We start from the raw sequence: 23,775 nt of genomic DNA on the forward strand, positions 1-23,775 counted from the left end.
TACTCTTTCACATTACTATTTCAAATGCTACTGACTTTCTAATACAAATCTTTAATGGCCTTTTTCTTTAAAGAATTCCTGTTATATAGCTAAAAATTGCTATAATTTGCGATAAGGATTACAAATTAAGAGGTTGTTATGTTAGACATTAATAAAAATAATTTATCTCAGCTAACAGAGAAACTCGTTAAAAAGCAGTGTACTTTAATGAGTATCATTGCCGTGCTGGGATTACTTGCGGGTATTATCTGTATTATTAACCCTTTTTCTTCAGGGGTTGTGGTCAGCGTTTTCCTCGGTATCGTTTTTTTTGCTTGTGCAATAACCAGCATAATGGCGGCCTTTAATAGCCGGATCTCTTCTGGTTGGTCGATGTTAATTACTTTACTTGCTGGTTTTATCTATCTATTTTTAGGCTATATTTTTATTACCGATCCACTAAACGGCATGTTAAGTCTTGCATTTATTATCGGTTATTTATTTATCTTTGCCGGAATACTCCGCTTAGTACTCGGCTTTAAGCAAATTAAAGATAGTTTTTATGGCTGGTTTAATATTCTAGTGGGCTTTTTAGATCTTGTTTTAGCCTATTTCTTACTAGCTTTTGGCCCTGAAACTTCTATAACACTGGTGATGGCATTGATTGGTATACAACTTATTTTAAGTTCTATTACTATTCTATCAATAGCCAGTGCCATCAAGCGGATGACTCGTTAATGATGTCTTACGTTTAATTTGTTATTTAAATTTAGAGCCACACAATGTGGCTCTAAATCGTAAGCAAAAAAGTTGTATATTAAGCACAAGGTAAGCGTAGAGAAACGGTATACATATTTTCACCACATAAGTAACAGTTGCCATTTTTCTCAAATACCATCACCTGAATACCTAATTGTCCCACTTCGATATTTGGCAATGCATCCGCCAAAATACTTTCTAATGCAGGCTCTGATATTTCAATCATACTTATCGGCTCATTGCTTGGTGTAGTATCTTGCAGGAAATCACCTAAACGAGGATCATCGGCATAAATTTCTAATGTAGAACGATAAACCAATGTCCGCTCACTGCTATTGACTTTAGTATATCCATTAAAGATTATAACCATTTTTTGGATATCCAATTTTGCAACACGGTTTTTAATTTGTAAGCATAAAGAAGGCACAAGCCGAATATTGACAGAATTAAAATAACGATCGCAAATTTGCGGAATAGTGACGCTAATACAAGGCTTCGGTGCAATATTTTTAATTTGTTTACCGCATTCCCCAGTTAAGGAATTATCCACAATAATACGTTCACGGCGTGAAAAACAAATATTGTTAAAAATATCCACAGTGAAGAAAGAGATATAATGAACGCCATTCGTTAAGGCTTGATTCTCTAACCTGACCGATACCGCTGATTTATCAGTACAGGGCAACATTTTAAGTTGATCATTAAAATAGAACCCTACTTGTGTACTTTCACTAATATCACGACCTAAAATTAGGTTCGCATTTACACAGTAATTTTCACTATGATAGCTTAGAATACCATTTAGCGTTGCAGGAACCTTAGGAGACGGCAACTTCTCTGTCGTCATTTCAACATAATAGTTTCTTGATTTGAGTGGGTTATCTATATCTTCACTGTTTTCTGATTCAGCATAAAAAACAGCAATCTGCTTTGGCTCGGTACCTTTAAATCTAACTTTAAAGTTTGCAATACCATATTTATTGGTTTTTGAAATATTGCTTAACTCACCTTCGGAATTATAAATTTCAGGCTGAGTAAGTAGTGTGCTGTTGTCTTTATCGTAAACTAATGTGACCTCCTTGTTTTGCATATCTTCACCTTCTTGATTTTGAAGGTGTACCACAAAGCTTTTAGATACCTCTTCCCATTTGCTCGGCCATTGCATAGATTCAGAGTTGATTGTCAGTAAATCATCAAACCTCTCACAATTAGCCGCTGAGCAATCGGTATTAGGGATCGCGGGTGTCACTCGAATTTGCAACGGCGGGGCATAATAGGCATTATCTTCATTATCTTCATCTCTTAGAATCAACTGTAATGAAGCCACTCCACTACGATTGCCAGTTAAAGAGATCTTCGTTTTATGGTCATCAACGATAGTGGTATAAACATCTTTGTTGTTGGGTAAAATTAAAATTCCTTTAGGATTTGTACTCCATTGAGCCAAACGTAAATCACTATCTTTTACCTCTACTTCATAGCTAATTATCCCGTTCATTTTTACTTCGTTACCAGGCTCATCTGGCGAAGATTTTATTTGATTATATTTAATCTCTGTAACTGTATTTTTATCGGGATCTGTATCAGGCTCATCAGCTTGAGGATGAACAGGCTTAGGTGGTGTTTTTGCGGTATCCTTGCAGTTTTCAGCTGTTAAGATTTTTTGTAAACGTTCTTCTTTTGTTTCGATAGTCATCGCGTCATTTCCTTTCTTTGCTAAGTTCCATGTTCAGCTTAAAGAAAAAAAATGCAGTGAAAATCACAATAGAAAAAAGTCAACTGAGTATTGCTGATAGGGAAAAATAAAAATAATTATAAAACAAAGAGATAGATATAAATTCAAACGTTTTTAAGCTATGGTTACCAACAAAAAATGCTTTCAATATAAAAAATAATTTAAAATTTAAAATATTTTTGTATAAAGCTATTGACTGTTATGAAAATGTGATTAGAATCAGTATCAGAAAATATTTGTGACGAGAATCACATTTTATTAATAGGATACTTAATATGAAATCAATGACTTCTTTTATTACTCATCTGCACCAAGTTGTTGTTAAATTATCTTCAACTCGTTTATTGTAATTCTTTGTATTAAAAAGAATAACTAAGCATAAAGCCAGAAAATGCACTCTATATCGCAAGAGGCACTATCTGGCTTTTATTTTCTATCTCTTTGATTTTTTCTTATCTTACTCTTCGCGCATCTTTAGTAACAAAAATTTCACTTGTTTGAACTAAAATCCCTCTTCTTGTACCCTAGTATTAAATCACCTTTTATGATGAGGATAGTTTATGCAGCAGCAACTGCTTACATGGATACGTCAGTTTAATGAAGAGTACGCTCAAATCACTTCTCTGTTACTTGTTTTATTGATCATTTTTGTTGTTGCTCTTGTTCTCCACTTTATTTTGCACAAACTTGTGCTCCCTAAGCTTTCAAAAGCTATCAGTAAATACGATCAAAAGTGGCAACTCTCTTTTGAAATTAATAAGTTATTCAGTCGATTTGCCTTTCTTATCCAAGGTGTAGTCATTAATATCCAAGCCTTATTATGGATGGGACCCGGTAAGACACAGGAGATATTAACCACTACAGCTCAAGCATGGTGTTTACTTTTCGGTTTATTGATGATTTTCTCAATTATGGATCTCTGTTTGCAGATCATGAGAAATTCCCCTTCTTTTGGCCGATTACCCCTTAGAGGTATTTTCCAAAGTTTAAAATTAGTCGCCAGCGTGCTGATTGGTATCATGATTGTTTCATTACTGATCGGTAAATCACCGCTTATTTTATTAAGTGGTTTAGGTGCCATGACTGCGGTGTTGATGTTGGTATTTAAAGATCCAATTATGGGACTTGTTGCCGGTATTCAACTCTCCGCCAATAATATGATTAGCTTGGGTGATTGGTTAGAAATGCCTAAATATGGTGCTGATGGTGCCGTAGTGGATATTAGCCTCACCACAGTAAAAGTACGTAATTGGGATAATACCGTTACGACCATTCCTACTTATTCTTTAATTTCTGATTCGTTTAAAAACTGGCAAGCGATGACACAATCAGGTGGGCGTCGAATTAAGCGCAGTTTATCTCTTGATATCAATAGTATTTACTTTTTAGATCAAGAGAATATTGATAAATTAGAAAAGGCACAGCTTCTTGAACCTTATATAAAAAGCAAAGTAGGTGAAATCTCCAGCTATAACGCTAGCCTTTGTCATGAGCATCAAATGCCACTTAATCAACGTGGTATGACGAATGTCGGTACATTTCGCGCTTACGTGGAAGCTTATCTAAAAAATCATCCGAAGATCCATAAACAGATGACCATTATGGTAAGACAGCTTGCCCCAACCTCTGAAGGGTTACCTATCGAAATTTATGCCTTTACCAATACAACCGTGTGGGTAGAGTATGAAGCTATTCAGTCCGATATTTTTGATCATATATTCGCTATTCTTCCTCAGTTTGGTTTACGAATACACCAATCACCAACAGGTAGCGATGTTAGAGCATTAAAATTCCCTACCAATATCGACACACCATAGCCCTAGCGTTCATTATTTAAAAGGGAGATTAATTCTCCCTTTTTTCTATTAAATAAATTAACAAATATTTATAACTAACGACTTTGTTATCATATTAACAATCTTGTTTTAGGCTATTTTTTTAAAATCGATATGTTATTTTTTATATATCGAATCACTGTTTCCACCTATATATTTGATATTTTATTTACCACTAAAGTGGTATTAACCGCAAAATGTAACCAATTGTTTAATAATTATTTTTTTAGATAACCTTATTAACATTTTTTATATTGATATAAATCATTATAGGTATAGGTGTAATAACTTAACATAGATATACAACTTTATTTGTTGTGAAAAATGTTAGGGTAATGTCAATGTCAAAAATTAAAAATAATGTTTCTATCACTGAAATGAGCCGGCGTGGCTTCATTCAGTCTGCAGCTGTTCTTTCTGGCGCTGCTGCTGTAGCTGGAACGGTATCATTACCTTTCTCTGCTAATGCTCAAACACCCCAGGGTATTCGTCCTGATGAGACGTCTGAAACCATCAAATACAGTGCATGCTTAGTGAACTGTGGTAGTCGTTGCCCATTAAAAGTTCATGTTAAAGATGGCGTGATCCGCCGTATTTCCAATGAAACCATGTTTGATGACTCAACCTTTGGTCTTCATCAGATCCGTCCTTGCTTACGTGGACGTTCCGTTCGTTGGAAAACTTATAATCCAGACCGTTTAAAATACCCCATGAAACGTGTCGGTAAACGTGGTGAAGGTAAATTCGAGCGTATCTCTTGGGATGAAGCGACTTCGATTATCGCTGATAAGCTAAAATATACTATCGATACCTATGGTAATGAGGCTATTTATTACCAATATGGTACTGGATCTACCGGAGCGAATTTACATGGTAGAACAGCCTGTAAACGTCTATTAAGTACAGTCGGTGGCTTCTTAAGTGACTACGGTACTTACTCTTATTCACAATTAACCGGCATCGTCCCTTATGTGTATGGTGATATGCTGGAATCTCTGTTAACAGAAATCGAAAACTCAGATCTGGTTGTGATGTTTGGTCATAATCTTGCTGAAACTCGTATGTCTGGCGGTGGTCAGTTCTATGAAACACTGAATGCGTTAGATAAGAGTAAAAGTAAAGTAATTATTATCGACCCGCGTCGTACTGATAGTGTCACAACATTAGGTGCAGAGTGGATCCCTATCTATCCGGGTACTGATGCTGCATTAGTGGCTGCGTTAGGTTATGTGATGATCCAAGAGGGCATCACTGATGAGGCATTTTTACGTGAATATTGCATCGGTTGGGATAAACAAACTCTGCCAGCCTCAGCACCTGAAAATGGCTCTTACAAAGACTATATTCTCGGTAATGGTCCTGATGGGATTGCTAAAACCCCTGAATGGGCAAGTCAATTAACCGGAATTTCCGTTGCACGTATTATTCAATTAGCACGTGAAATTGGTAATGCCAGAGCTGCGTGGATCTCCCAAGGCTGGGGTATTCAGCGTACCAGTAATGGTGAACAAGCTTGCCGTGCAATTATGATGTTGCCATTAATGTCTGGTCATATTGGTCGTCCTGGTACTAATACCGGATGTTGGGGCGGTAGCATTGAATACCCTGTCGCAAGTTTTGCCATACCAAATCCAGTAAAAACCCAGATCCCAACGTTTATGTGGTCTGAAGCAGTTGCTCGTGGTGAAGAGTTAACCAGTAAAAATGCCGGTGTCAGAAATAAAGATAAGCTGGATACGGGCATTAAATTTATGTGGTGTTACTCCAGTAATGTGATTGGTAACCAGCATGCTGATCTCAATAAAACACATGAATTACTGCAAGATGAATCAAAATGTGAATTTATTTTAGTGTGGGATAACCACATGACACCATCAGCAAAATATGCCGATATTTTACTGCCTGATGTCACTACTGTGGAAACTAACGATCTTATCAATAACTCTTATGCTAGTGGTGCGTATCATTATATGGTGCGTTTACAAAATGCCATTGAGCCGTTATGGGAAAATCGTCCTAACTATGATGTATTGGCAGATATCGCTGAAAAATTAGGTGTTAAAGAGAAATTTACTGAAGGTAGAACCTACCAAGAGTGGATTGAGTATTGCTATAACCAAGTAAAAGCAAATAACCCAGCGCTTCCTTCTTTTGCTGAAACTAACGATATGGGGATTGTGGATAGAAAACTTCCTCCTCGTAGCGCTTATGTGGCATTAGAAGCATTTCGCCAAGATCCTATCGCCAACCCACTAAAAACAGCATCAGGTAAAATTGAAATCTATTCTGAGAAATTAATGCAAGACACTGAAGGTTGGATCTTACCAGAAGGTGATCGTATTCCAGCAATTCCAGAATATTGTAAAAATGAAGAAGGTGTTGAAAACGTTACCTTAAAAGAGAAGTTCCCACTGCAAATGACGGGCTTCCACGATAAAGGTCATGTCCACTCTACCTATTTTAACGTCGCAATGTTACGTGAAGCTATTCCTCATCAATTTTGGTTAAACCCCGTTGATGCGGCACAGCGTGGATTAAAATCTGGCGATATTGCTGAGATTTATAACGAACGTGGTCGCTTGCATATTCGAGTCAAAGTGACAGATCGTGTATTACCTGGTGTGATTGCAGTACCACAAGGTGCATGGCGTTCACTTGATACAACAGGTGTAGATACCGGTGGATGTATTAATACATTAACAAGCTGGCACCCATCGCCGTTTGCTAAAGGAAATCCACAACATACTAACCTTGTTGAAGTGAAACGTGCATAAGGAGTTAACTCATGAAACAATATGGTTTTTATTTTGACTCCACTAAATGCACTGGCTGTAAAACCTGTCAAGTCAGTTGCAAGGACGAAAAAGATTTAGATTTAGGCCCTAAATTCCGTCGTGTTTATGAATATGGCGGTGGTAGCTGGGCAAAACAAGACGGTATCTGGACACAAAATATTTATAGTTATTATTTATCAATTTCTTGTAACCACTGCTCTAACCCTACTTGCGTGGCAGGTTGCCCTACTGGCGCGATGCATAAACGTGAAGAAGACGGTTTAGTGGTTGTTAATCAAGATGTTTGTGTTGGATGCCGTTATTGTGAATTACGCTGCCCTTATGGCGCACCACAGTTTGATGAAAAGAAAAAATTGATGTCAAAATGTGATGGTTGCTATGAGCGTGTCGCCCAAGGTATGAAACCGGTCTGTGTTGAATCTTGTCCACAACGTGCACTGGATTTTGATGATATTGAAGTGATCAGAGCGAAACATGGTACAGAGTGTGGTATCGCACCAATGCCAGATCCAAGCTTAACTAACCCAAATATCGTGATAAAAGCACATAAAGATGCAAAACCTTCTGGTGATAAAACCGGCTCAGTTCAAAATGCGGCGGAGGTATAAACCATGCATGAACTTCCTCTTGTCTTTTTTACTGTTTTAGGCTCTAGCGCAGCAGGTCTGTTTCTGATCGCTTATATCAGTAAAAAGTTAGGTCAAATTGATGAACAACAACTGCGTAATGCCAATATTCTTGCTCTGATATTAATGCTTGTGGGCTTAGGTATTGGTGGATTACACGTAGGTCAGCCACTACGCTTTTTCAATATGTTATTAGGCGTAGGCCGTTCTCCAATGAGTAACGAAGCTTTTCTAAGTGGTGTATTTACTGGTTTTGCTTTTGCAACAGTGGCACTCACTATTATGAAAAAATGGCGGGGATTACGTGAAATTTGTAATCTATTTACCGTTATTTTTGGTTTAGCTTTTGTTTGGTCAATTCCGCAAGTTTATCATATTCCAACAATTGCTAACTGGAATACAGATTACACCACATTACAGTTTTGGATGACGCTATTAATTGGCGGTGGGGTACTTGCGATGGTCAGTGGTGCAAGACGTTTAGGGGCATTGTCCTTTATTATCGGTGCCATAATTACCTTTGCAGCACGCTCCGGTTATGTCAGTTTCCTAAGCTTTAATGGCCCAGAATTAAGTGCTGAGCAATCACTGTTTTGGGGTTTCCAATTAGCAGTATTAGCATTAGGTATTGTGGTTGTCGGGTTTAGTGCATTAAAAGCGCAAACCTCAAAACTGACCTTAGCCACTTGTGCCGCAGCGGTCGTAATTGCTGAATTATCCGGTCGCATTGCCTTTTATAACTTATGGCATATAACCATGTAATATTGGTTTTCTGTGCTATGACGCTCTATCATTATTGATTTATCATCATAAGCATAGTCATCGGCAAGAAACGAAAAACAAAATGCATATCTTTTTAGATATGCATTTTTTCTTTTTAGAATGAGGAGCCGGGTTGTTGTAAAAACGCTAACTCTTCTGGTGTGGAAGTACGCCCTAAAATTTCATTACGATGAGGATAACGACCATATTTATCGATAATCTCTTTATGGCGTAATTCATATTGATACGTGTCGTCATCATTTAATTGTGAAAACAACGCAATGGCATCTTGATGGATTTTTTGTGATTCTGAGTGCATAAATGGCATGATCAGAAATTTGCGTTTTACTGGTGTCAGGGTGAGATATTCGGGTAATCGAATGGCTTCTTGAGCAAGAATTAACGCCATATTATCTTGGGCGAAAGCCTTTGGTGTATCACGCCAAATATTACGTGAAAACTGGTCTAGAATAATAATTTCCCCTAACCGCCCTTCAATGCTCTCGCGCCAAGAGGCAAGCTCTGCGCGACTTGCGCTAATACATAGCTCACCAAATCTATCCTTAATTTCTTTATCAAAAGCGCTATCCTTTTGAAACCACTGTTTTGGGGTACATTCTTCAAACCAAAAGGTTAATACGGGTTGGTAAGGAACCATAGCGATAACCACCTTATATAAATTGATAAGAATATTATCTCTAAAGTATACTGATTTTTAACCTATGAATAGTATGAAAAAGGTTACAGGGATCGAGCTTCTTTAAAAAAACAAAAAAATAAATCCTCTTTAAAGGCAACAAGAGGATTTTAATCACGTCCTAGTTAACACTTAGCTCCTTTAAGTGTTACCCATCCATGAGCAAGTTATACTCTAAACAATGTTGTTAATGATATATGTAACTTAGTAATCAATATAATAAGGATGTTGTTACTATAACCCCCTTTGGGATCGTTAATAGAATAGATAAAAGCCTAAAAGGGATAAAGCTTAAAAAATAGTGTTAGGGTATTAAAAAGACTTACAGTAGCAAAGGCTGCGGTAAAACAAGAAAAGTTGTTATAAGCTTGTTGGATGTTACTTAAGTAAAATATGCGATCAATAATGAAATAAATGCTAAAAAAACACCAATTGCTAATGACATTTGTTGAAATTTTTTCTTCTTAGTCTGTTTCTTTAACAAAATTAGCGTACAATTACTGCAATTTTTTTACTGAAGATCGACTATGTCTGTTATTGCAATTATTGGAATAGGCTACCTAATTGGGGCTGTACTCTCTTTTATTATCACCTTCTTTTTAACCAAAGATCCCAGCTTAGCTATGCGCCTGCTGAGTGCTTTTCTTATCGCAATAACATGGCCATTGAGTTTCCCAATGGCCATTATATTTTCTATTTTTGGTTGATTATTTATAAATAACCATGTAAAAATTTTTTTTGAAATGTTCTATTATACCATAATTTATTATCCTATATCTCTTTAGATAATATTATATAATTTACTATTCCAAAATTAATTATTATGATTAGAACATAATATTAATAATGTTTAAAATAGTAATCTTCAACAGAGATATCTAAAAAATCTCTGTTGAAAAGAAAATATAATTTATATTCACTTACAACAAATATAGAGCTTGTATATTTTCAAACAAAAGTGAATAGATTAAACCAACACATTAACCTTATGGATAGCTGAATCATTATACTGATAATCGACTTGAAATATCATTCCATTATTTTTCAATCTAACAATTGCATAACTACCAGCACCAAGTGGTACACAAATAGGAAAATCATCCATAGGTATTAAACAAAGTGATGGCTTTCCTCCTCCTGAATGATTTGCAGAAATAAATAGAAATCGTCCTCGACAATCCATACTAATATGGACTGACTGACCATCAGTTAATCCTTTATTACTACTAAATATTTCCTTAAGAGTAACATTCCCTTTAGCTTGATATCGACTATCACTTTCCGCCTTAGTATAACTACTCCCAATAACTGCATAATTCCCTTTGGGTTGATAATTCCCCTTCGGCTGATATTTACCATCTGACTCTGATTTAGAATAACTATAACCTGTCGCTAAATAATTGCCTTTAGGTTGATATTTATTATCAGATTCCGTTTTCGTATAGGATGCACCCACTAATGCATAATTGCCTTTGGGTTGATAATTCCCTTTTGGCTGAAAAGCATCAGTAGCGGCTTTTTGGCTAATAACATGAGCCGTTGAGGTTCCGGTCGCTTGAGAAATATTACCCTTATCAAATTTTTTATTAAGCTCATTTTTTAAATTGGTATTAGTGGCATAATCTCCTGAAGCTTGATAATTGCCTTTAGGTTGATATTTCCCATCAGATTCTGCTTTGGTATAGCTATCGCCTTTATTCGCATAATTTCCCGCAGGAGCATAATTGCCTTTGGGCTGATATTTAGTATCAGATTCCGCTTTTGCATAGCTATAACCTTCCGCTTGATATTTACCCACCGGCTGAAAACGCTTATCAGCCTCGGCTTTGTTATAAGCGCCCACTTCATTCGCGGTGATATCAGCTTTTAACTCAGCCCATGCATTACCGGCAATAGGCTCAATATTATTATTCTCAATTTTAGACTGCCATACCTTATTGTTATGATAAACCACACTACGAATAGCATAGGGCTTGCCCGCTTCTGACCATTTAGCAAAACCTTGTAATTGCATTTCACCAATAGACTCGGTGATATCGTGAAATAGGCTATTCATTTTTTCACGTTCAATATCTTTTGCGGCCGGATCAGTGACTTGGTCACGCTCATAATCATAACCGTAACCTTGAGTATAAGATACTGAGCCATCTGTTTGGATCTCTACAGGCACAACTGTTTTATCCCCTTGCGTGGCAAAGGGGATTTTAAATATTTTAGTCATAGGATTTATTCTCCGAAATTACTCTTTAAGAAATTTTTACGATATGAACCATAACCAAATGCTTTTTTAGTTATGATGCGATATTTGACGCCTACGCCAGAAGGACGTGGCATTAAATCGAAGTTTTCTAATAATAAACGTAAGCGTTCATCTGGATTAAAATTAAAAACGTAATACATATACGTCATATCAAAGGGATCAAGTACAAATACTTTACTTTCACCTCGCCAGAAAAAACGTTTTAAAAATTGATTAATATTGGTGACCGTCGGACTTTGGGTGAGATTAAAATAACGCATTCTTATCAACATTCTTTTTTGATCTAACGTCAGTGATAAGGTGTAATCGGTATTGCGTCGAAAATTTGCGTTAAAATTAGCTTTCTTTTTACCAAAGCCAAAACCTATTTTTGTTTTCTCACTTGGGGAAATATCAATGCCTAAAGGCACATCTAAAATACGCGCCCAGACTGCTAAACCAAAGTCGTTGGCGGTATCAATATTAAATATATCGCGATACCAATTTTGCCAAAATAACACGGTGGATTGGTGAAAATAGTCTGCCTTAAAATGAGCCAGTGATTTTAATTTATCGGCATTTTCATATTGCCAAAGTATCGCTTGTAGAAGATCTGAATGATAATCAAACTGTTGAATATTCATACCATCACCACTTGTATCGCCCCTTTAGGTAAGCGGGCAATTTGATTAATGGCAATGGGAATTAATGCTACATGCCAATTTTTTCCATCTGTTGATAACTCCACTTTTGTGACAAATAAATGTGGCTCCACAGCATTGACGGCAGCGGAAATCTCAAAAGGAGAGACATCTCGCCCTACCACCAGCCCATTATCCCCCTCTATCTCTCCATGACTCCATTTTTCTAGTGCATCAGGAATAATGGTTTGTGCATCAAAAGAGGATTTTTTAACGGTAACTTTGCAAAAAATCGTCACTTCTTTTGGTCGTGAAAATTTAATCGGATATGCTTGACCACTTGCTGGCTCTAAGAGATTTATTTCAATATCACCATTAAACGCCGCACCTATTGTTTTCGTTCTTAATAAAACATTGGCAATTTCATGGCTGTCTCCCCCTTCAACACAGACATAAATGCTATGTGGCAATAAGGAAATACCATCGATAGTTAATGTTTTATCAGTGAAATTTTCTCGAAAAGAGAGAGAGTTAACCCCTGCTAATTCATAGAGGGACGATGTAATAGCTTGGGCAACACTGATGGTATTTTTAGCAAGAGTCTGTTTACGCCGACGCCTGGCTTTAATATCAGATTCTGCATAACGGCCAATAATAGCGTGCGTGGTATTATTGACTTTTTCCCAGCCTAATACCGAACTTGCCACTTTATTTAATTGCCCAATACCACAAGTGATAGGCCCGTACTCTTTAGCGCGCATATCCCCAGTTATTTTTCCAGTGTCTGCGATAATAAGAGAGGTTAATGTTTCAAATACTGCGCCATTTATCGTTAGAGCTTGTGAACCTTTAGGGATAATGGTGCCGGGCACTCCCATAAATTCCACATTACTTAAATAGGAGTGTGTGGCATTAATACGCTCTCCTCCCATTAACGCCCATATTGCATCAAGAAAAATACCCCCAGCAATATCGGGATTAATTTGATTAGCAAGTTCGGCATTATTACGCACAATGGCATCGCGATTTTCAATTTCCATTGTTGCCAAAACCCCTTGGGGCGTTTCTGGCGATAAATTGATTGATTGCCCAAAGACAGTGCGAAATTCGTCTTCTACCTCCTTTCGTAGCGCTGCCGTATCAGGAACAATAACACCTTTATTATTAATATATCGATAATCAGCCATGTAATGTAAATCCTCCATATATCGTGCGTATATCCGCCTGATATTTCAGTACGCCATTATCTAAAAAGGCATTAAAATGGCTGATAGCCACAACTTCCTCGATTTCAGCCAGACGTTGTCGAAAAGCCATTTCAAATAAAGGAATATCAACTTGACGGCTAAATGTTGCTGACCAATAAGGAATACCTTTATCTTTTTTATGCAACATCTCACCACGAACCGCTTTAATAAAATGCTGACAAAGGTTTTTTACTGCTTCATCGTTATCACAAATTTGCAGATCACCTTTAGCATCAATCACCAGATCATTATGCTGGTTTATAGCAAATGTCCTCATATTGGACTCCCTGTGTTATCTTTGCCTGCTTGTACGCCACTATGGCGATGGGTTGAACCGATATCTTTCCCGTTGTGACGCATCACGCCCCCTTGAGAATCACTATTTCCATTTACCGCATAATTACCATTTACTGTGACATTGCCGGTAAATATCGTTTCTGGGGCATTGATTTCATACTTGGGGGTTTCTAGTACAACTTTATCGTTATGAAGAGAAAAGCAGACAGAACCATCCATTGACTGAATAACCAAAGCATCAATATTTTTTCCGTCGATCACCCAACCTTTTAAGGTGTCAGGAAAAAACATCGCATCACTAAAGGTATGTAATCGGGTGGTATTAGGTCTATCCTCTAGACCACCGCGTTGAAAAATAAGGCTAATATCACGATCATTAGCTTTTAACCAACCAAAATCTCCCGCTTTAATCGGGGCTCTAATAAAAAAACCTCCGCCACCAAAGCGAAATACGGGAATATTTGCAACGGGTGCTCGTGAAATAGTTTGATTATCCGTGGTTAACATCATCACCAGTGGTTTGATCACGGCTCGATTGCTTTTTTCATCATAATCAATGACTGTTGCGGGCAACATATCATCCGTATTCATCATCAAATGGCGAAATGCGGACGAGAAAGCCCCTGCCAGTGAACCAACACTCGCAATATCGTTATTGGGTTTACTCATAATTAAGCTCGTTTACAAATTGCGGTATAGTTGAAGTCAGCCTCATGTGAGGCAACACTAAACGCTAATTGCTCAATGATGTAATCACCATTTAATGAAGGGTTTAATTTACTCTCAAGGCGAAGCATTCCACCAAGCTCCGAGGTGCTATCAATCAAGTAACTTACGGTTAACCCACTTTCTGTCGCTTTGGGAATGCCAATCATGCCTGAATTCATATTTAAAATACGCAAACGGCTTTTTAGTGCTTTGTCGTCATCTTTTACAAATAACGTATCATCATCAATAAAGGCTTTAACGTCCCCAGCTTCCTGTAAACGTTCTATTTGATGCAATGCTGAGCCACAATAATACCAATTAGCAATATTCTTATCGGTAGCTTGAAAATCTAGTTTCACCCCACAGTCATCAGCAATAGCCAAGGCTATTTCACTCAGCCTGCGCATTGTGCCGCCACTGGAAGAAATAATTTTTCCCGCGCTTTGATGACTGGTTTTTGCCGATAAAGTTAACGTCACATCAGGAGGTGAATCTATTTCAGCACTGACAATATCGCCAATAAATAAAGAGAGTAATCCGGTATTAACTCGGCCGACCTCCAAATAGAGTCGTCGCGTTTGCTTATTGTTATTATAGGGACTGGTTTCTGTCAGCAGATAATCTCTTGTTTGTGCATTTAGCCCTGAGATAGTGACATTACATTCATTTTGTAATGGATTGGCATACTTTGTTCCACTGGCTGAAATACGTAATCCCTCATACCATTGAAGCCGTTCTCCGACTTCAATTCCGAGCCTTATTCGTCGAAGATCCATCTTCCTCACTCCAATACACTAATGATTGCGTCTTGGTAAATTCCTCATACCAAGGTAATGCATCATGCTCTGTTAAAAACATTAAATTAATTCCCTGATTTAAATAGCGATAAGGAATTATCGGTGTATTAGCGACAAGGCGCATTCCTGTAATAAGTATTTCACCTTCTCGCTCGATATCACAAAACATGGTTTGATTAGCCACTTTAAGCGTTAATTGCCAATTCACACCAGCTATTGCTACAGAAAATCGTTGATTAGGAATGGCTTGTAATGGTATTTCTTGCATTTTTTCTACCTCCTAGCCCTGTTTTTTTCCTATTGGCATGGATTTTTTACTTTTCACATTTCCTCGATTAATCGTTGAGGATTGCTTAGGTTTTTTAGTCGATTTAGCTGATTTTTTATTGTATTCAGGCTCAATGCTTTTCCATTCAATAAACTTCAGTTTTAACTCAATAGCGTCTACTTTTGACGGATCTTCATCATGGCTAAGACTTTCTAATAGCATTGGTTGATAGGTACTAACACGTGTTTGAATACCCACTAACGTATTTTCGTCATATAACTGTTTTATAGTGGCATAAGCATTAGCAATATCACCCGTTAACAATAAGCTGATACTGATACTGATGGGGTTGATCACCACATGGTCACTGCGACTTTCCCCATTTTCTACCGTAAATGTAATCGCTTGGTGGCTATCGTCTATGGTGACTTGAGTTGGGTTAACACTATCAAACAATGTGGTAAAAGAGGCTAAATCAAAAATTCTAACTTCCGTTATCATAATTACACCCTCCAGCCACTAGAGTGATTCTGCGATATATTTTTAGCTTCTTGCTCTGTATAAGATTTCTTGATTTCTTTAACCACCTCCGCACCATTTGTGGCTTGAGTTTCAATTTTGATTTCACCAATTTGCACATTACTTTCATTTTTAATGCTTGATTGATTACTGATCATTTGACTGGTCATCGGGTTTAAACTGTTATTTGACGATATTGCTAATCCGTTATTTAACGATTTAACCTCCTGCATAGGACTATAATACCGTGTCGCTGTTTGAGATTGTGGCAAGATATAGTCAAGCTCCCCCTCATTTGTTAATCGCCGCTCTACCTTTTGCACCACACGAATTTCTTTTTCTTCGTCGTCCATACCGAAAAAGCTTTTGGCTGATTGCCATATATCTTGTATTAGGTTGATTTTTTCATCGACAAAATCCAATATCTTTTCAACACAGCCCCACATCCATTCAAATAGGCTCACCACTGAATCAGAAACAAAAATAAAGATATCAATAATGGATTGCCCCCAAGCAATAAGATTATTAATCCCTATTTCTAGAGTCTGTATAAATTGGTTAAATGAGTTAGATATTAAATCCCATGCAGCAATAACAAAATCAGCAACAACAGTGACAGCCTCTTTTAAATATTCAAAGAATGATTGCCATGCCTGCCATATCGTCATGATCACACTTTTTAATACTGGGTATTTTTCTAATATACGGCCGATCATGGAATCGTTACCGTTAATAAAATTCATAATATCGTCATAGACGAGTTTAAAGGCGACACCTAATAAACCAATCACCGTTGCAATAGCAATAATAGGTAATGCCATGGCAAGTGTCGATGCGGCAGCAGAGATCATGACGGGTAAATAATAAATAGCAACAGCGGCGCCGATGGCGGAGAAAAAGCTAATCACAATATCTTTATTTTTCACACAAAAATCGACTAATTTATCAAACCATTCCATACCTTTTGCCAGCGTAGGAATAATCATATCTAAAAAGTTATTTTTGAATTGTGCCGCTAATTGACTAAATTTATGTATTGTGACATTGAGTTGGATCGCACTTTCAATACTGTCGTCGTTAATACCTGAGAATTGTTTTTGTACCTCCATCCTACGCTCTAGCTCTTGACGACCTTTCATCATTAATTCGATGGTTTTATCATCAACAACACCTAATTTTTCCAGCTCTTTTTGGGCATCATCAAAACTCATATTTTTAACGTTATCAGCGACCTGTAAAAGCTGCTCTATGGGATCTTGCGTATCATCAAACGCATTTGCCATAGCGGCTAAATCCGCTTGAGCAGCTTCTTTCGTGCCACCAATTGCAGCCATCGCACCTGAAAAAGCGTCAATATCAATCGCCGCAACACCCATTTTTTTACTGAGTTTATCTAATGATTCGATTTCTTGAGAACGTTCAAGTGACGCAGAAAATACCTTTTGTAACGTCCCCATAATATCCGTAGCACCTATGGCGTTTAGGATAAAATCTTTCATTTTATCGACGGTTTGCTGATAACTTTTCCCGGTTTCATCAACACTACTGCTTAATCGACGTTGAGCTTGAGCTTCTTCTATTGCCGCTTTAATACCTTGGGTTTGCATGGTGCTGATAAATTGATCGTAATCAGCACCTAGATTTTTAATGACTTCATCAATAACTAATTTATTTTCTTTATTTTTCTTTTCTGCCTCAGTTAATAAAGTTAATTCATTATTTAATGAAGCAAGCTGATCTTCCATTGCCTGATATTCAGCATTTAAATTCGCAAGATGACTTGCATCACTATCCACATCATTGCTGAGCAAATTTCTCGTGTAATTTAATACTGACATCGCTTCTTTTAGAGCGTCAATGCTTGACGTAATTGAATGGATCTTCTCTTGTGTTTCACCACTATTTATTTCAATATTTATGGGCTCATCAAGCGATAAACTCGTCAGCCCCATTAAGATATTTTGCAAAAAAGTATCAAATTCTTGAGTACTACTAAGTGCCGTTTTAACGATTTGTTGTATCGAATTTTCAACAGTTTCAGAGGCTTGAATAATTTCTTGGTTGTCCACCGAAAGGTTTATTTCAGGCTCCAGTGATAATTCGTTAAAACTGGCGGCTATTTCTTGAACAAAGGCAAAAAAGCGATTAATACCTGCTGATGCGCCCTGCTCTATTTTCTTCATTTCCTCAAGAATTTCGTTGGTCGATTTCCTGATATTATTTAATGCGTTATCAGATACCTCCGCGTCTAACGTCAGTACCTGACTAAATACGGGTAATAGCGACATTATCTCTCCTTGGACGCCGCTAGCGCCTCGTTATAACGATTGGTAATCGCAATTTCCCACAGATCAAAAGCTTCCTCTAAATCTATGGTTGTTTTGAGTTCTGTGAAAGAGGCGAAGCCGGCTGAGATGATGACGGCAAAGAAGCCATCAGCGTTTTTATAATCGACGGGAGAGAACCGCTGAGCTTGCCTAATAGGTATTGAAGGAAATTTTGGCTCCCGCCGTTGCCGAAAAAACTGGTGTTGTACTTTAACATTTCTAATTCAAGACGAATTAACGCTTCCCCATCAGGGACGTGATTATCAATTAATGTACTGGTTTTTAAATAAATTTCTTGGCCTTCTTTTTCTACAGCAACATACGCCATCATCTTTAACATGGCCTCTTTACTGACTTCATAATCACCGATTTTAGGGGCATTTGATAATGGGTATTTAGCCAAGATCTCTCGTCCAATTGTGGCGGGTAACCGGCTAATAATAAAGGTATGCTGTTGACGATCACTATCAATCACCGTGATCTCTTTTGGCTTAATCAACATATAAAAACTCCATAAAAAAAGGCGACCGAAGTCGCCATGATAAAAAGTAAGATTAATATTTAACGCGCTCTAACACGGTCAAAATCTTGGAAAATAAAAGTGTACTGCTTAGATTTAAGGCGTCCTGCCCCTGCGACTGAATTACCTCGGCAACCGTCAGTAATACGTCCATTACGTGCCGTGGTAATAGAGCCATCGCCATAAGAAGCGACTAAAGTAATCACATCACTGGCAGGACGTCGCCCCCGTCTTGCCGTATTAGCATCAAACAAAATAGCTAGATTTTCGTCTTCTTCACTTCCCGCTAACACATTAATGGTGACCGTTTGAGGTGTTGGTGAAGACCAACTGACCAAATTACCATTAATATCTACCGCTGTTTGTGTAATATTAACTGTCGGTAAATCTAAAGGATCACCTTCATCAGAAAAGGTGGTGATCGGGATACCCGCTGGAAATGTTTTACTTGCTTGAATAATAAGGCTTAAGCCTGTTGCTGAAATATCGTTCATTGTTTGTTCCTTAAACTAAATTATGTGAGCCTTCAACTTTACGAACCCAATCGCCTTTACCGTAAATCAATACATATTTCATGGTGTATTCCGGTAAATTCCCTGGCCCTGTTTGTTCAACGATTTCAGCGTTGTACCAATAACCTTTGTTTTGTACATCGTGCCACGCTAAATCATCACCTGCCGCATCTGTAATTGCGATTTTTTGTACTTCTGTTAATGCTTTACCCGTTTGAATAGTGCCGTTATTTAACGCCTTTGTTACTGCCCCAGCAATGATCATCATCGCTCTTGCTTCACCATCTTTATTCGCAGGAATACCGCGCGTTGACAGTAGTAAACTAAGCCACTGCTGTGCAATATACGCTTTTAGCCATTGCTCATTGGCATGTACGCTCATATCTACTGGATTAGCACCATTACCACATAAAAAGCCACGTTGATAGAAACTGATCTCAGAGCCAGATACCGCCGTTTCACCATAATAGTTCACGCGCAATTTATCTAAGCGATCGGCCGCCATATCTGTGGTAACTTGCGATGGGAATGTAATACCAAATTGTCGATACATGTAATTGGTGGTGGCATTAGTACGCTCAAAATCTGTTGCTGCCATAATTGCCATAGGCAACGCTTGCACAAAAAAGTTTTCCTCGGTTTTTAAATTCAACCCTGTCGATGCGGTATTCATTAATGCCTTGCTGTACATTTCAGCTTGTTGATCTGGCACCGATAAATAAAGTTGGTATTTGACATTTTCACCTGCTACGTATTCAGCCAGTTCCACACTTTGCTCAATAGATAGTTCGGTTAAAAATGTTGCACTACCAAATGAGTCAGAAATAGCTTCTGCAGCCATAAATGCTTCAAGGGCAGTCTGTGATGCATTACCCTCAGAAGTTTGTCCCTGACTTAACCCTAAGGCATCAGCAAGAGGTGAGTTGTTGACGCTAATCTGCGCTTTTTCTTGCACACCGCCGCTGATTAAGAAAGCACTATCCATAGCATTAAAAGTCACATAACAACTGGCAAATTGTGGCTCACTTTCAGCATTGAGTTTTGCTTGAATTAAAGATGCAATATCACTATAGGACGTCACGTCTTGAAGAGAGAGCTTGCTGATTTTTTTGGTCACATCGCCAATCACCAGCGTTAACTCACCCTCTTCAATCAGCTTTAATTTATCCAGTGTGGCAACCGGCCCACCAAAGAGTGTTGGCGCTCGTCCCATTGGTTCATAAGAGGCAATTTGTAGCTCTTTAGGCTTGCTGACGGGAGCCGGACTCACATAACTAAAATATTGGCGGGCAAATTGCGCTTCTGGAGAATCAGCTCCCAGAAACGCATCAACTTGACCAGAAGTAAATTCGAGTACTTTCCCTGCTGGAATTTTAGGGTTTGTTGAAAAAATACGTGCGGTCAGTTTACGCATTGGTGCAGTAGAGACACCAATCACCGCACTCGCAATATCAACATAGCGTGTTTGTTTAATAGACATATTTATCCTTAAATACGAGATAGATTAGATATAAGTAAATGTGTAGCTGCAGTGTTTAGAGATAATGAGCAGGGAAAAGTGACATTAAAATCAAATGAAGGATTATGTTCATAGCTATTTCCTTCATTAATTATTGGCGCACGCCTAATTTCTGTCGCACGTTGTATTCCTATTCCTTTTTTTCTCATTGATTCAATAAAAGGCAGCGAATGAATGATCATTCGCGTTGTTCTAATTAAATCACCTGCAGTAAAATCAGATTGTTTTTTAGTAAAGCTCTGAACTTGATAAGTTAACTCAACAAGTTGTTGTTCAGTGTGATTGGCATTATTACCTTGAACATCATAACTTCTTTTCTGCCAACCTTGGCTCACCTCCTTAATAGGAAAAAACATAATAATATTATTATCAGTGATTTCTTCCGGTTGATATCCTGTAATAACTTCAGCATTGATATCTGTTTTTATTAATTGTTTTATTAATTGCTCTCGAATAGCTTTATTAATATCATTATCATTCATTTCATCTCCTTTATTTTACACTCCTTTTTAATCACTTTAATTAATACACTCTTGGCGAATATAATCTTGTAGACCTAAGATGATGGACTCTGACTGAGCAATTCTTTCTCTGAGTATCCAATAATTTCGGATAGCGGCGTCAGTAGGTCTGGCGCGGGTTGCATCATCCACGCGGGGGGTGGAATTGGCGTCGTTTGTTGCACAACTGGCTCTGATGTACACCCGCTCAGGATCACGCTCAGCATAACTACGCAACCGGTCAATTTCGCTCTTGGCACTGGCTAACTCCTGTAAACGTTGAGTATCCATTTGATATAATTGCTTTATTCTTAATTGATAGTTTTTGTTTTCTACAATCTGTTGCGTCAGTGTTTCATTAATTTTCACATATTTTTGTTTTAATATTTTATTTCTATCAATAACCCAAAAAAGTCCAGCAATTAAACATAACATAATGATTATTATGATTTTTGTAAGATTGTTCATAATAACAACCAAGCATCTTCAAATACTTTTTTTGCATAGGGTTGATAACCCAGTTCAATATTAATAATGGCTATAGATAAAGATATACAAACATTTTTTATTTGGGTATCAATAGGTTTATTACTTTCAATCCCTATTTCTTTTGATACGCGCTCAATATAACCTAATGTATTATTCTCATTAGGTGGTGCATAGCGATAAATAATAGTTTTAATTGTATTTAAACCATATTTTTTTTGATAGGTTTGAATTAATTTATAAATTGCTCTGATGCCATATTCTGGTGAAATAAATTGACAAAAATCTTTATCTGTTTGCGTGCTTGCTAATCCTTGCCATTTTGCACCATGGCGTATATTACCTGGGTTATTATTACGTTCACCCCGCGCTATTTTAGCCATTTTTAACTCCTATTTTTCCTTATAAGAAGTTTGCTTACAGGTTCAATGCCTACATAGCCAATAAAGACACTGGCTAAGTAAGCAAATTGATGATTAATACTAAATAAAAGGAGAATATCTTTGATAAACCAAGCAAACATTGCACACATCAGTCCATCTAAAAAAGTTTTTTTCCATCCTCCTGCGTTATATAAACTTCGAAGAATAGCCATTCCCCCAGCGAGTAAGGCTGATATACCTTGCTCTTTCATTGAATAAAGAACAATGCATATTTGTTCCCATAGATCTGGATTTTCTTTCATTATTTCTTATGGCTTACCTCCAATCAGAGGAAATGTCATTAATAATATATTCATTCTTCATATCTAATTTTAATCACAACGCTAATATGAATATATTGACGATTTTATTTATCTAATAAATGTAGATAAAAGCGTAGTATAAAAAATGCCATAACATAAACCTATTGGCAGTGAGATCGATTAACTCGCCAAGCTTATATAATGGTCAGTGTGATAGTGATAAATATTGAAAACAAAAAAGCCCCACTTCAAAAGTGAGGCTTCTTAGATTTTGCTGAGAGCTTGTTAGATACAAATCTCTCACTGTGGAGTTATAGTATGCTTATTTTTCCTTTAAGTCAACAATATTTTTTCATAAAAATAAATAAAAATAGAAAATTATTATTTTATAGTAACTTCTTGTAGAAATTTATCTGATAAAGACTCTTCTTTAAAGCATTCCGCCACTAAAAAATCAAATAGCGGTTTATAATGACTATAAGCAGCCGTTTTTGAAATACTCACCACATGTTGCAATTGTTGTAAGACTTCGCTGAATTTAAGGCGAGGATAACCGCGTCCAGCACATTGGCGACAAGGTTTAAATACGGCAACTCCTTGTAATTCAGTCTGTTTTTTATCAATAATTTTTCCACGTCCATGGCAACGGCATGCTAAACGAATTTCCGCTTTACCTTTGCATGTAGGGCAAATAACGCGTGTTACTTCCCTTACCTCTCGAAAAGAAGGTTTATTTGATGAGGTTGTTTTTAGATGAGGTTTGGCATTTTGAGTAACCTGCCGGGTTGTTTTTCGACCATGGCATTTGGTGGTAAAAACTTCAACTTCGATAAAGCCATCATCACAATCAGGACATGCTCTCTTGCTGGCTGCACTTCTGGCATAATCCTGAAAAGCATATTCAGCGATAATATGTAAAACTTTAGCTTTATCATGTTCAGCTAACTTATCAATCATCTTATATTGGTTAACTTGAGTTAATGCACATTGATACAGGCTTTCTATCGCTTCTTCGGGACGGTTAATGTGGTGTTTCGCTAAAAATAGCTCTATTCCCATTCGCCCTTTACGTGTCGCTAAGCTTATTGAAGCCATTACATCCGTAATGGATAATGAATCAACAGCTTTAGGCGTTCTAACATCACTTAATACAACACTTTTTGGAGAAAAATACTTAGGTAAGTCAGCTAATCTCATACAATATTCCCTTTGATTTACTGTCACGACTTATTTGCTTATCCATATCCCACAACAAGTTAGGGGCACTTACATGCCTGCTTAAATCACCATTAGCGTATTGATGCACTCAATGCTATTTTATA

The 23,775-nt window shown here is 37.3% G+C and carries 25 protein-coding genes; 6 read left to right on the forward strand and 19 right to left on the reverse strand.

What is annotated here, in order from left to right:
* Positions 1–138: 138 nt before the first annotated feature.
* Complete coding sequence (locus tag PMI_RS08330; protein ID WP_012368080.1) at positions 139–717, forward strand: HdeD family acid-resistance protein; 579 nt, start codon at positions 139–141, stop codon at positions 715–717.
* A gap of 79 nt (positions 718–796) precedes the next feature.
* Here the strand turns inward: PMI_RS08330 and PMI_RS08335 are convergent, their stop codons facing one another.
* Positions 797–2,434, reverse strand: coding sequence for a hypothetical protein (locus PMI_RS08335; RefSeq protein WP_004243605.1), 1,638 nt, complete (start codon positions 2,432–2,434; stop codon positions 797–799).
* Positions 2,435–3,033: 599 nt separating this feature from the next.
* Between PMI_RS08335 and PMI_RS08340 the strand changes: the two genes are divergently transcribed.
* The 4 genes from PMI_RS08340 to PMI_RS08355 all read left to right on the forward strand — a co-directional run bounded on the left by PMI_RS08340 (position 3,034) and on the right by PMI_RS08355 (position 8,491).
* A complete protein-coding gene (locus tag PMI_RS08340) occupies positions 3,034–4,290 on the forward strand; it encodes a mechanosensitive ion channel family protein (protein WP_004250735.1) in 1,257 nt (418 codons plus the stop codon).
* Between the two features lie 353 nt (positions 4,291–4,643).
* Positions 4,644–7,082, forward strand: coding sequence for a DMSO/selenate family reductase complex A subunit (locus PMI_RS08345; protein WP_012368081.1), 2,439 nt, complete (start codon positions 4,644–4,646; stop codon positions 7,080–7,082).
* An 11-nt stretch (positions 7,083–7,093) separates the two neighbouring features.
* Positions 7,094–7,711, forward strand: a complete 618-nt coding sequence (locus PMI_RS08350) for a DMSO/selenate family reductase complex B subunit (RefSeq protein ID WP_004243609.1) — start codon at positions 7,094–7,096, stop codon at positions 7,709–7,711.
* Positions 7,712–7,714: 3 nt separating this feature from the next.
* Positions 7,715–8,491 carry a dimethyl sulfoxide reductase anchor subunit family protein gene (locus PMI_RS08355; protein WP_012368082.1) on the forward strand — a complete coding sequence of 259 codons (777 nt, stop codon included), beginning with the start codon at positions 7,715–7,717 and terminating at the stop codon, positions 8,489–8,491.
* A 115-nt stretch (positions 8,492–8,606) separates the two neighbouring features.
* Here PMI_RS08355 and PMI_RS08360 read toward each other — a convergent pair whose 3' ends face one another.
* The gene (locus PMI_RS08360) at positions 8,607–9,149 is read right to left on the reverse strand and encodes a DUF924 family protein (protein WP_004243612.1); all 543 of its coding nucleotides are present in this window, start codon (positions 9,147–9,149) and stop codon (positions 8,607–8,609) included.
* A 566-nt stretch (positions 9,150–9,715) separates the two neighbouring features.
* Here PMI_RS08360 and PMI_RS08365 point away from each other — a divergent pair.
* The gene (locus PMI_RS08365) at positions 9,716–9,895 is read left to right on the forward strand and encodes a GhoT/OrtT family toxin (protein ID WP_012368083.1); all 180 of its coding nucleotides are present in this window, start codon (positions 9,716–9,718) and stop codon (positions 9,893–9,895) included.
* Positions 9,896–10,155: 260 nt separating this feature from the next.
* On the opposite strand, the gene PMI_RS08370 is transcribed toward PMI_RS08365, so the two are convergent.
* From PMI_RS08370 to PMI_RS08450, 17 genes are all read right to left on the reverse strand, one after another.
* Positions 10,156–11,409, reverse strand: coding sequence for a hypothetical protein (locus PMI_RS08370; RefSeq protein ID WP_012368084.1), 1,254 nt, complete (start codon positions 11,407–11,409; stop codon positions 10,156–10,158).
* Between the two features lie 5 nt (positions 11,410–11,414).
* Complete coding sequence (locus tag PMI_RS08375; RefSeq protein WP_004243615.1) at positions 11,415–12,071, reverse strand: DUF2612 domain-containing protein; 657 nt, start codon at positions 12,069–12,071, stop codon at positions 11,415–11,417.
* Positions 12,068–13,255 carry a baseplate J/gp47 family protein gene (locus PMI_RS08380; RefSeq protein WP_012368085.1) on the reverse strand — a complete coding sequence of 396 codons (1,188 nt, stop codon included), beginning with the start codon at positions 13,253–13,255 and terminating at the stop codon, positions 12,068–12,070. The genes PMI_RS08375 and PMI_RS08380 overlap by 4 nt, the downstream gene beginning before the upstream one ends.
* Positions 13,248–13,592: a contractile injection system sheath initiator gene (locus PMI_RS08385; RefSeq protein WP_004243617.1), complete on the reverse strand. Its 345-nt coding sequence runs from the start codon at positions 13,590–13,592 to the stop codon at positions 13,248–13,250. The genes PMI_RS08380 and PMI_RS08385 overlap by 8 nt, the downstream gene beginning before the upstream one ends.
* Positions 13,589–14,281 (reverse strand): Gp138 family membrane-puncturing spike protein, encoded by a 693-nt coding sequence (locus tag PMI_RS08390; protein ID WP_012368086.1) that lies wholly within the window; start codon positions 14,279–14,281, stop codon positions 13,589–13,591. Before PMI_RS08390 ends, PMI_RS08385 begins: the two co-directional genes overlap by 4 nt.
* A gap of 2 nt (positions 14,282–14,283) precedes the next feature.
* Complete coding sequence (locus PMI_RS08395; protein WP_004243622.1) at positions 14,284–15,096, reverse strand: baseplate hub protein; 813 nt, start codon at positions 15,094–15,096, stop codon at positions 14,284–14,286.
* Complete coding sequence (locus PMI_RS08400; RefSeq protein ID WP_004243623.1) at positions 15,065–15,385, reverse strand: phage baseplate plug family protein; 321 nt, start codon at positions 15,383–15,385, stop codon at positions 15,065–15,067. Before PMI_RS08400 ends, PMI_RS08395 begins: the two co-directional genes overlap by 32 nt.
* Before the next feature lie 12 nt (positions 15,386–15,397).
* The gene (locus PMI_RS08405; protein ID WP_004250719.1) at positions 15,398–15,886 is read right to left on the reverse strand and encodes a phage baseplate protein; all 489 of its coding nucleotides are present in this window, start codon (positions 15,884–15,886) and stop codon (positions 15,398–15,400) included.
* A 2-nt stretch (positions 15,887–15,888) separates the two neighbouring features.
* Positions 15,889–18,192: a phage tail family protein gene (locus PMI_RS08410; protein ID WP_012368087.1), complete on the reverse strand. Its 2,304-nt coding sequence runs from the start codon at positions 18,190–18,192 to the stop codon at positions 15,889–15,891.
* An 82-nt stretch (positions 18,193–18,274) separates the two neighbouring features.
* The gene (locus PMI_RS08415) at positions 18,275–18,733 is read right to left on the reverse strand and encodes a hypothetical protein (protein ID WP_004243627.1); all 459 of its coding nucleotides are present in this window, start codon (positions 18,731–18,733) and stop codon (positions 18,275–18,277) included.
* 59 nt (positions 18,734–18,792) lie between these two features.
* Positions 18,793–19,245 carry a phage tail fiber protein gene (locus PMI_RS08420; protein WP_012368088.1) on the reverse strand — a complete coding sequence of 151 codons (453 nt, stop codon included), beginning with the start codon at positions 19,243–19,245 and terminating at the stop codon, positions 18,793–18,795.
* A gap of 10 nt (positions 19,246–19,255) precedes the next feature.
* Positions 19,256–20,743: a DUF3383 domain-containing protein gene (locus tag PMI_RS08425; RefSeq protein WP_012368089.1), complete on the reverse strand. Its 1,488-nt coding sequence runs from the start codon at positions 20,741–20,743 to the stop codon at positions 19,256–19,258.
* Positions 20,744–20,751: 8 nt separating this feature from the next.
* A complete protein-coding gene (locus PMI_RS08430; RefSeq protein ID WP_012368090.1) occupies positions 20,752–21,264 on the reverse strand; it encodes a phage gateway protein in 513 nt (170 codons plus the stop codon).
* 36 nt (positions 21,265–21,300) lie between these two features.
* Positions 21,301–21,750, reverse strand: a complete 450-nt coding sequence (locus PMI_RS08435) for a lysis system i-spanin subunit Rz (protein WP_012368091.1) — start codon at positions 21,748–21,750, stop codon at positions 21,301–21,303.
* Positions 21,747–22,151: a hypothetical protein gene (locus tag PMI_RS08440; protein ID WP_012368092.1), complete on the reverse strand. Its 405-nt coding sequence runs from the start codon at positions 22,149–22,151 to the stop codon at positions 21,747–21,749. The genes PMI_RS08435 and PMI_RS08440 overlap by 4 nt, the downstream gene beginning before the upstream one ends.
* A gap of 2 nt (positions 22,152–22,153) precedes the next feature.
* A complete protein-coding gene (locus tag PMI_RS08445) occupies positions 22,154–22,453 on the reverse strand; it encodes a phage holin, lambda family (RefSeq protein WP_004248367.1) in 300 nt (99 codons plus the stop codon).
* 381 nt (positions 22,454–22,834) lie between these two features.
* The gene (locus PMI_RS08450; protein ID WP_012368093.1) at positions 22,835–23,650 is read right to left on the reverse strand and encodes an antitermination protein Q; all 816 of its coding nucleotides are present in this window, start codon (positions 23,648–23,650) and stop codon (positions 22,835–22,837) included.
* Positions 23,651–23,775 lie beyond the last annotated feature (125 nt).

Source organism: Proteus mirabilis HI4320, assembly GCF_000069965.1.
GTDB classification, from domain to species: domain Bacteria; phylum Pseudomonadota; class Gammaproteobacteria; order Enterobacterales; family Enterobacteriaceae; genus Proteus; species Proteus mirabilis.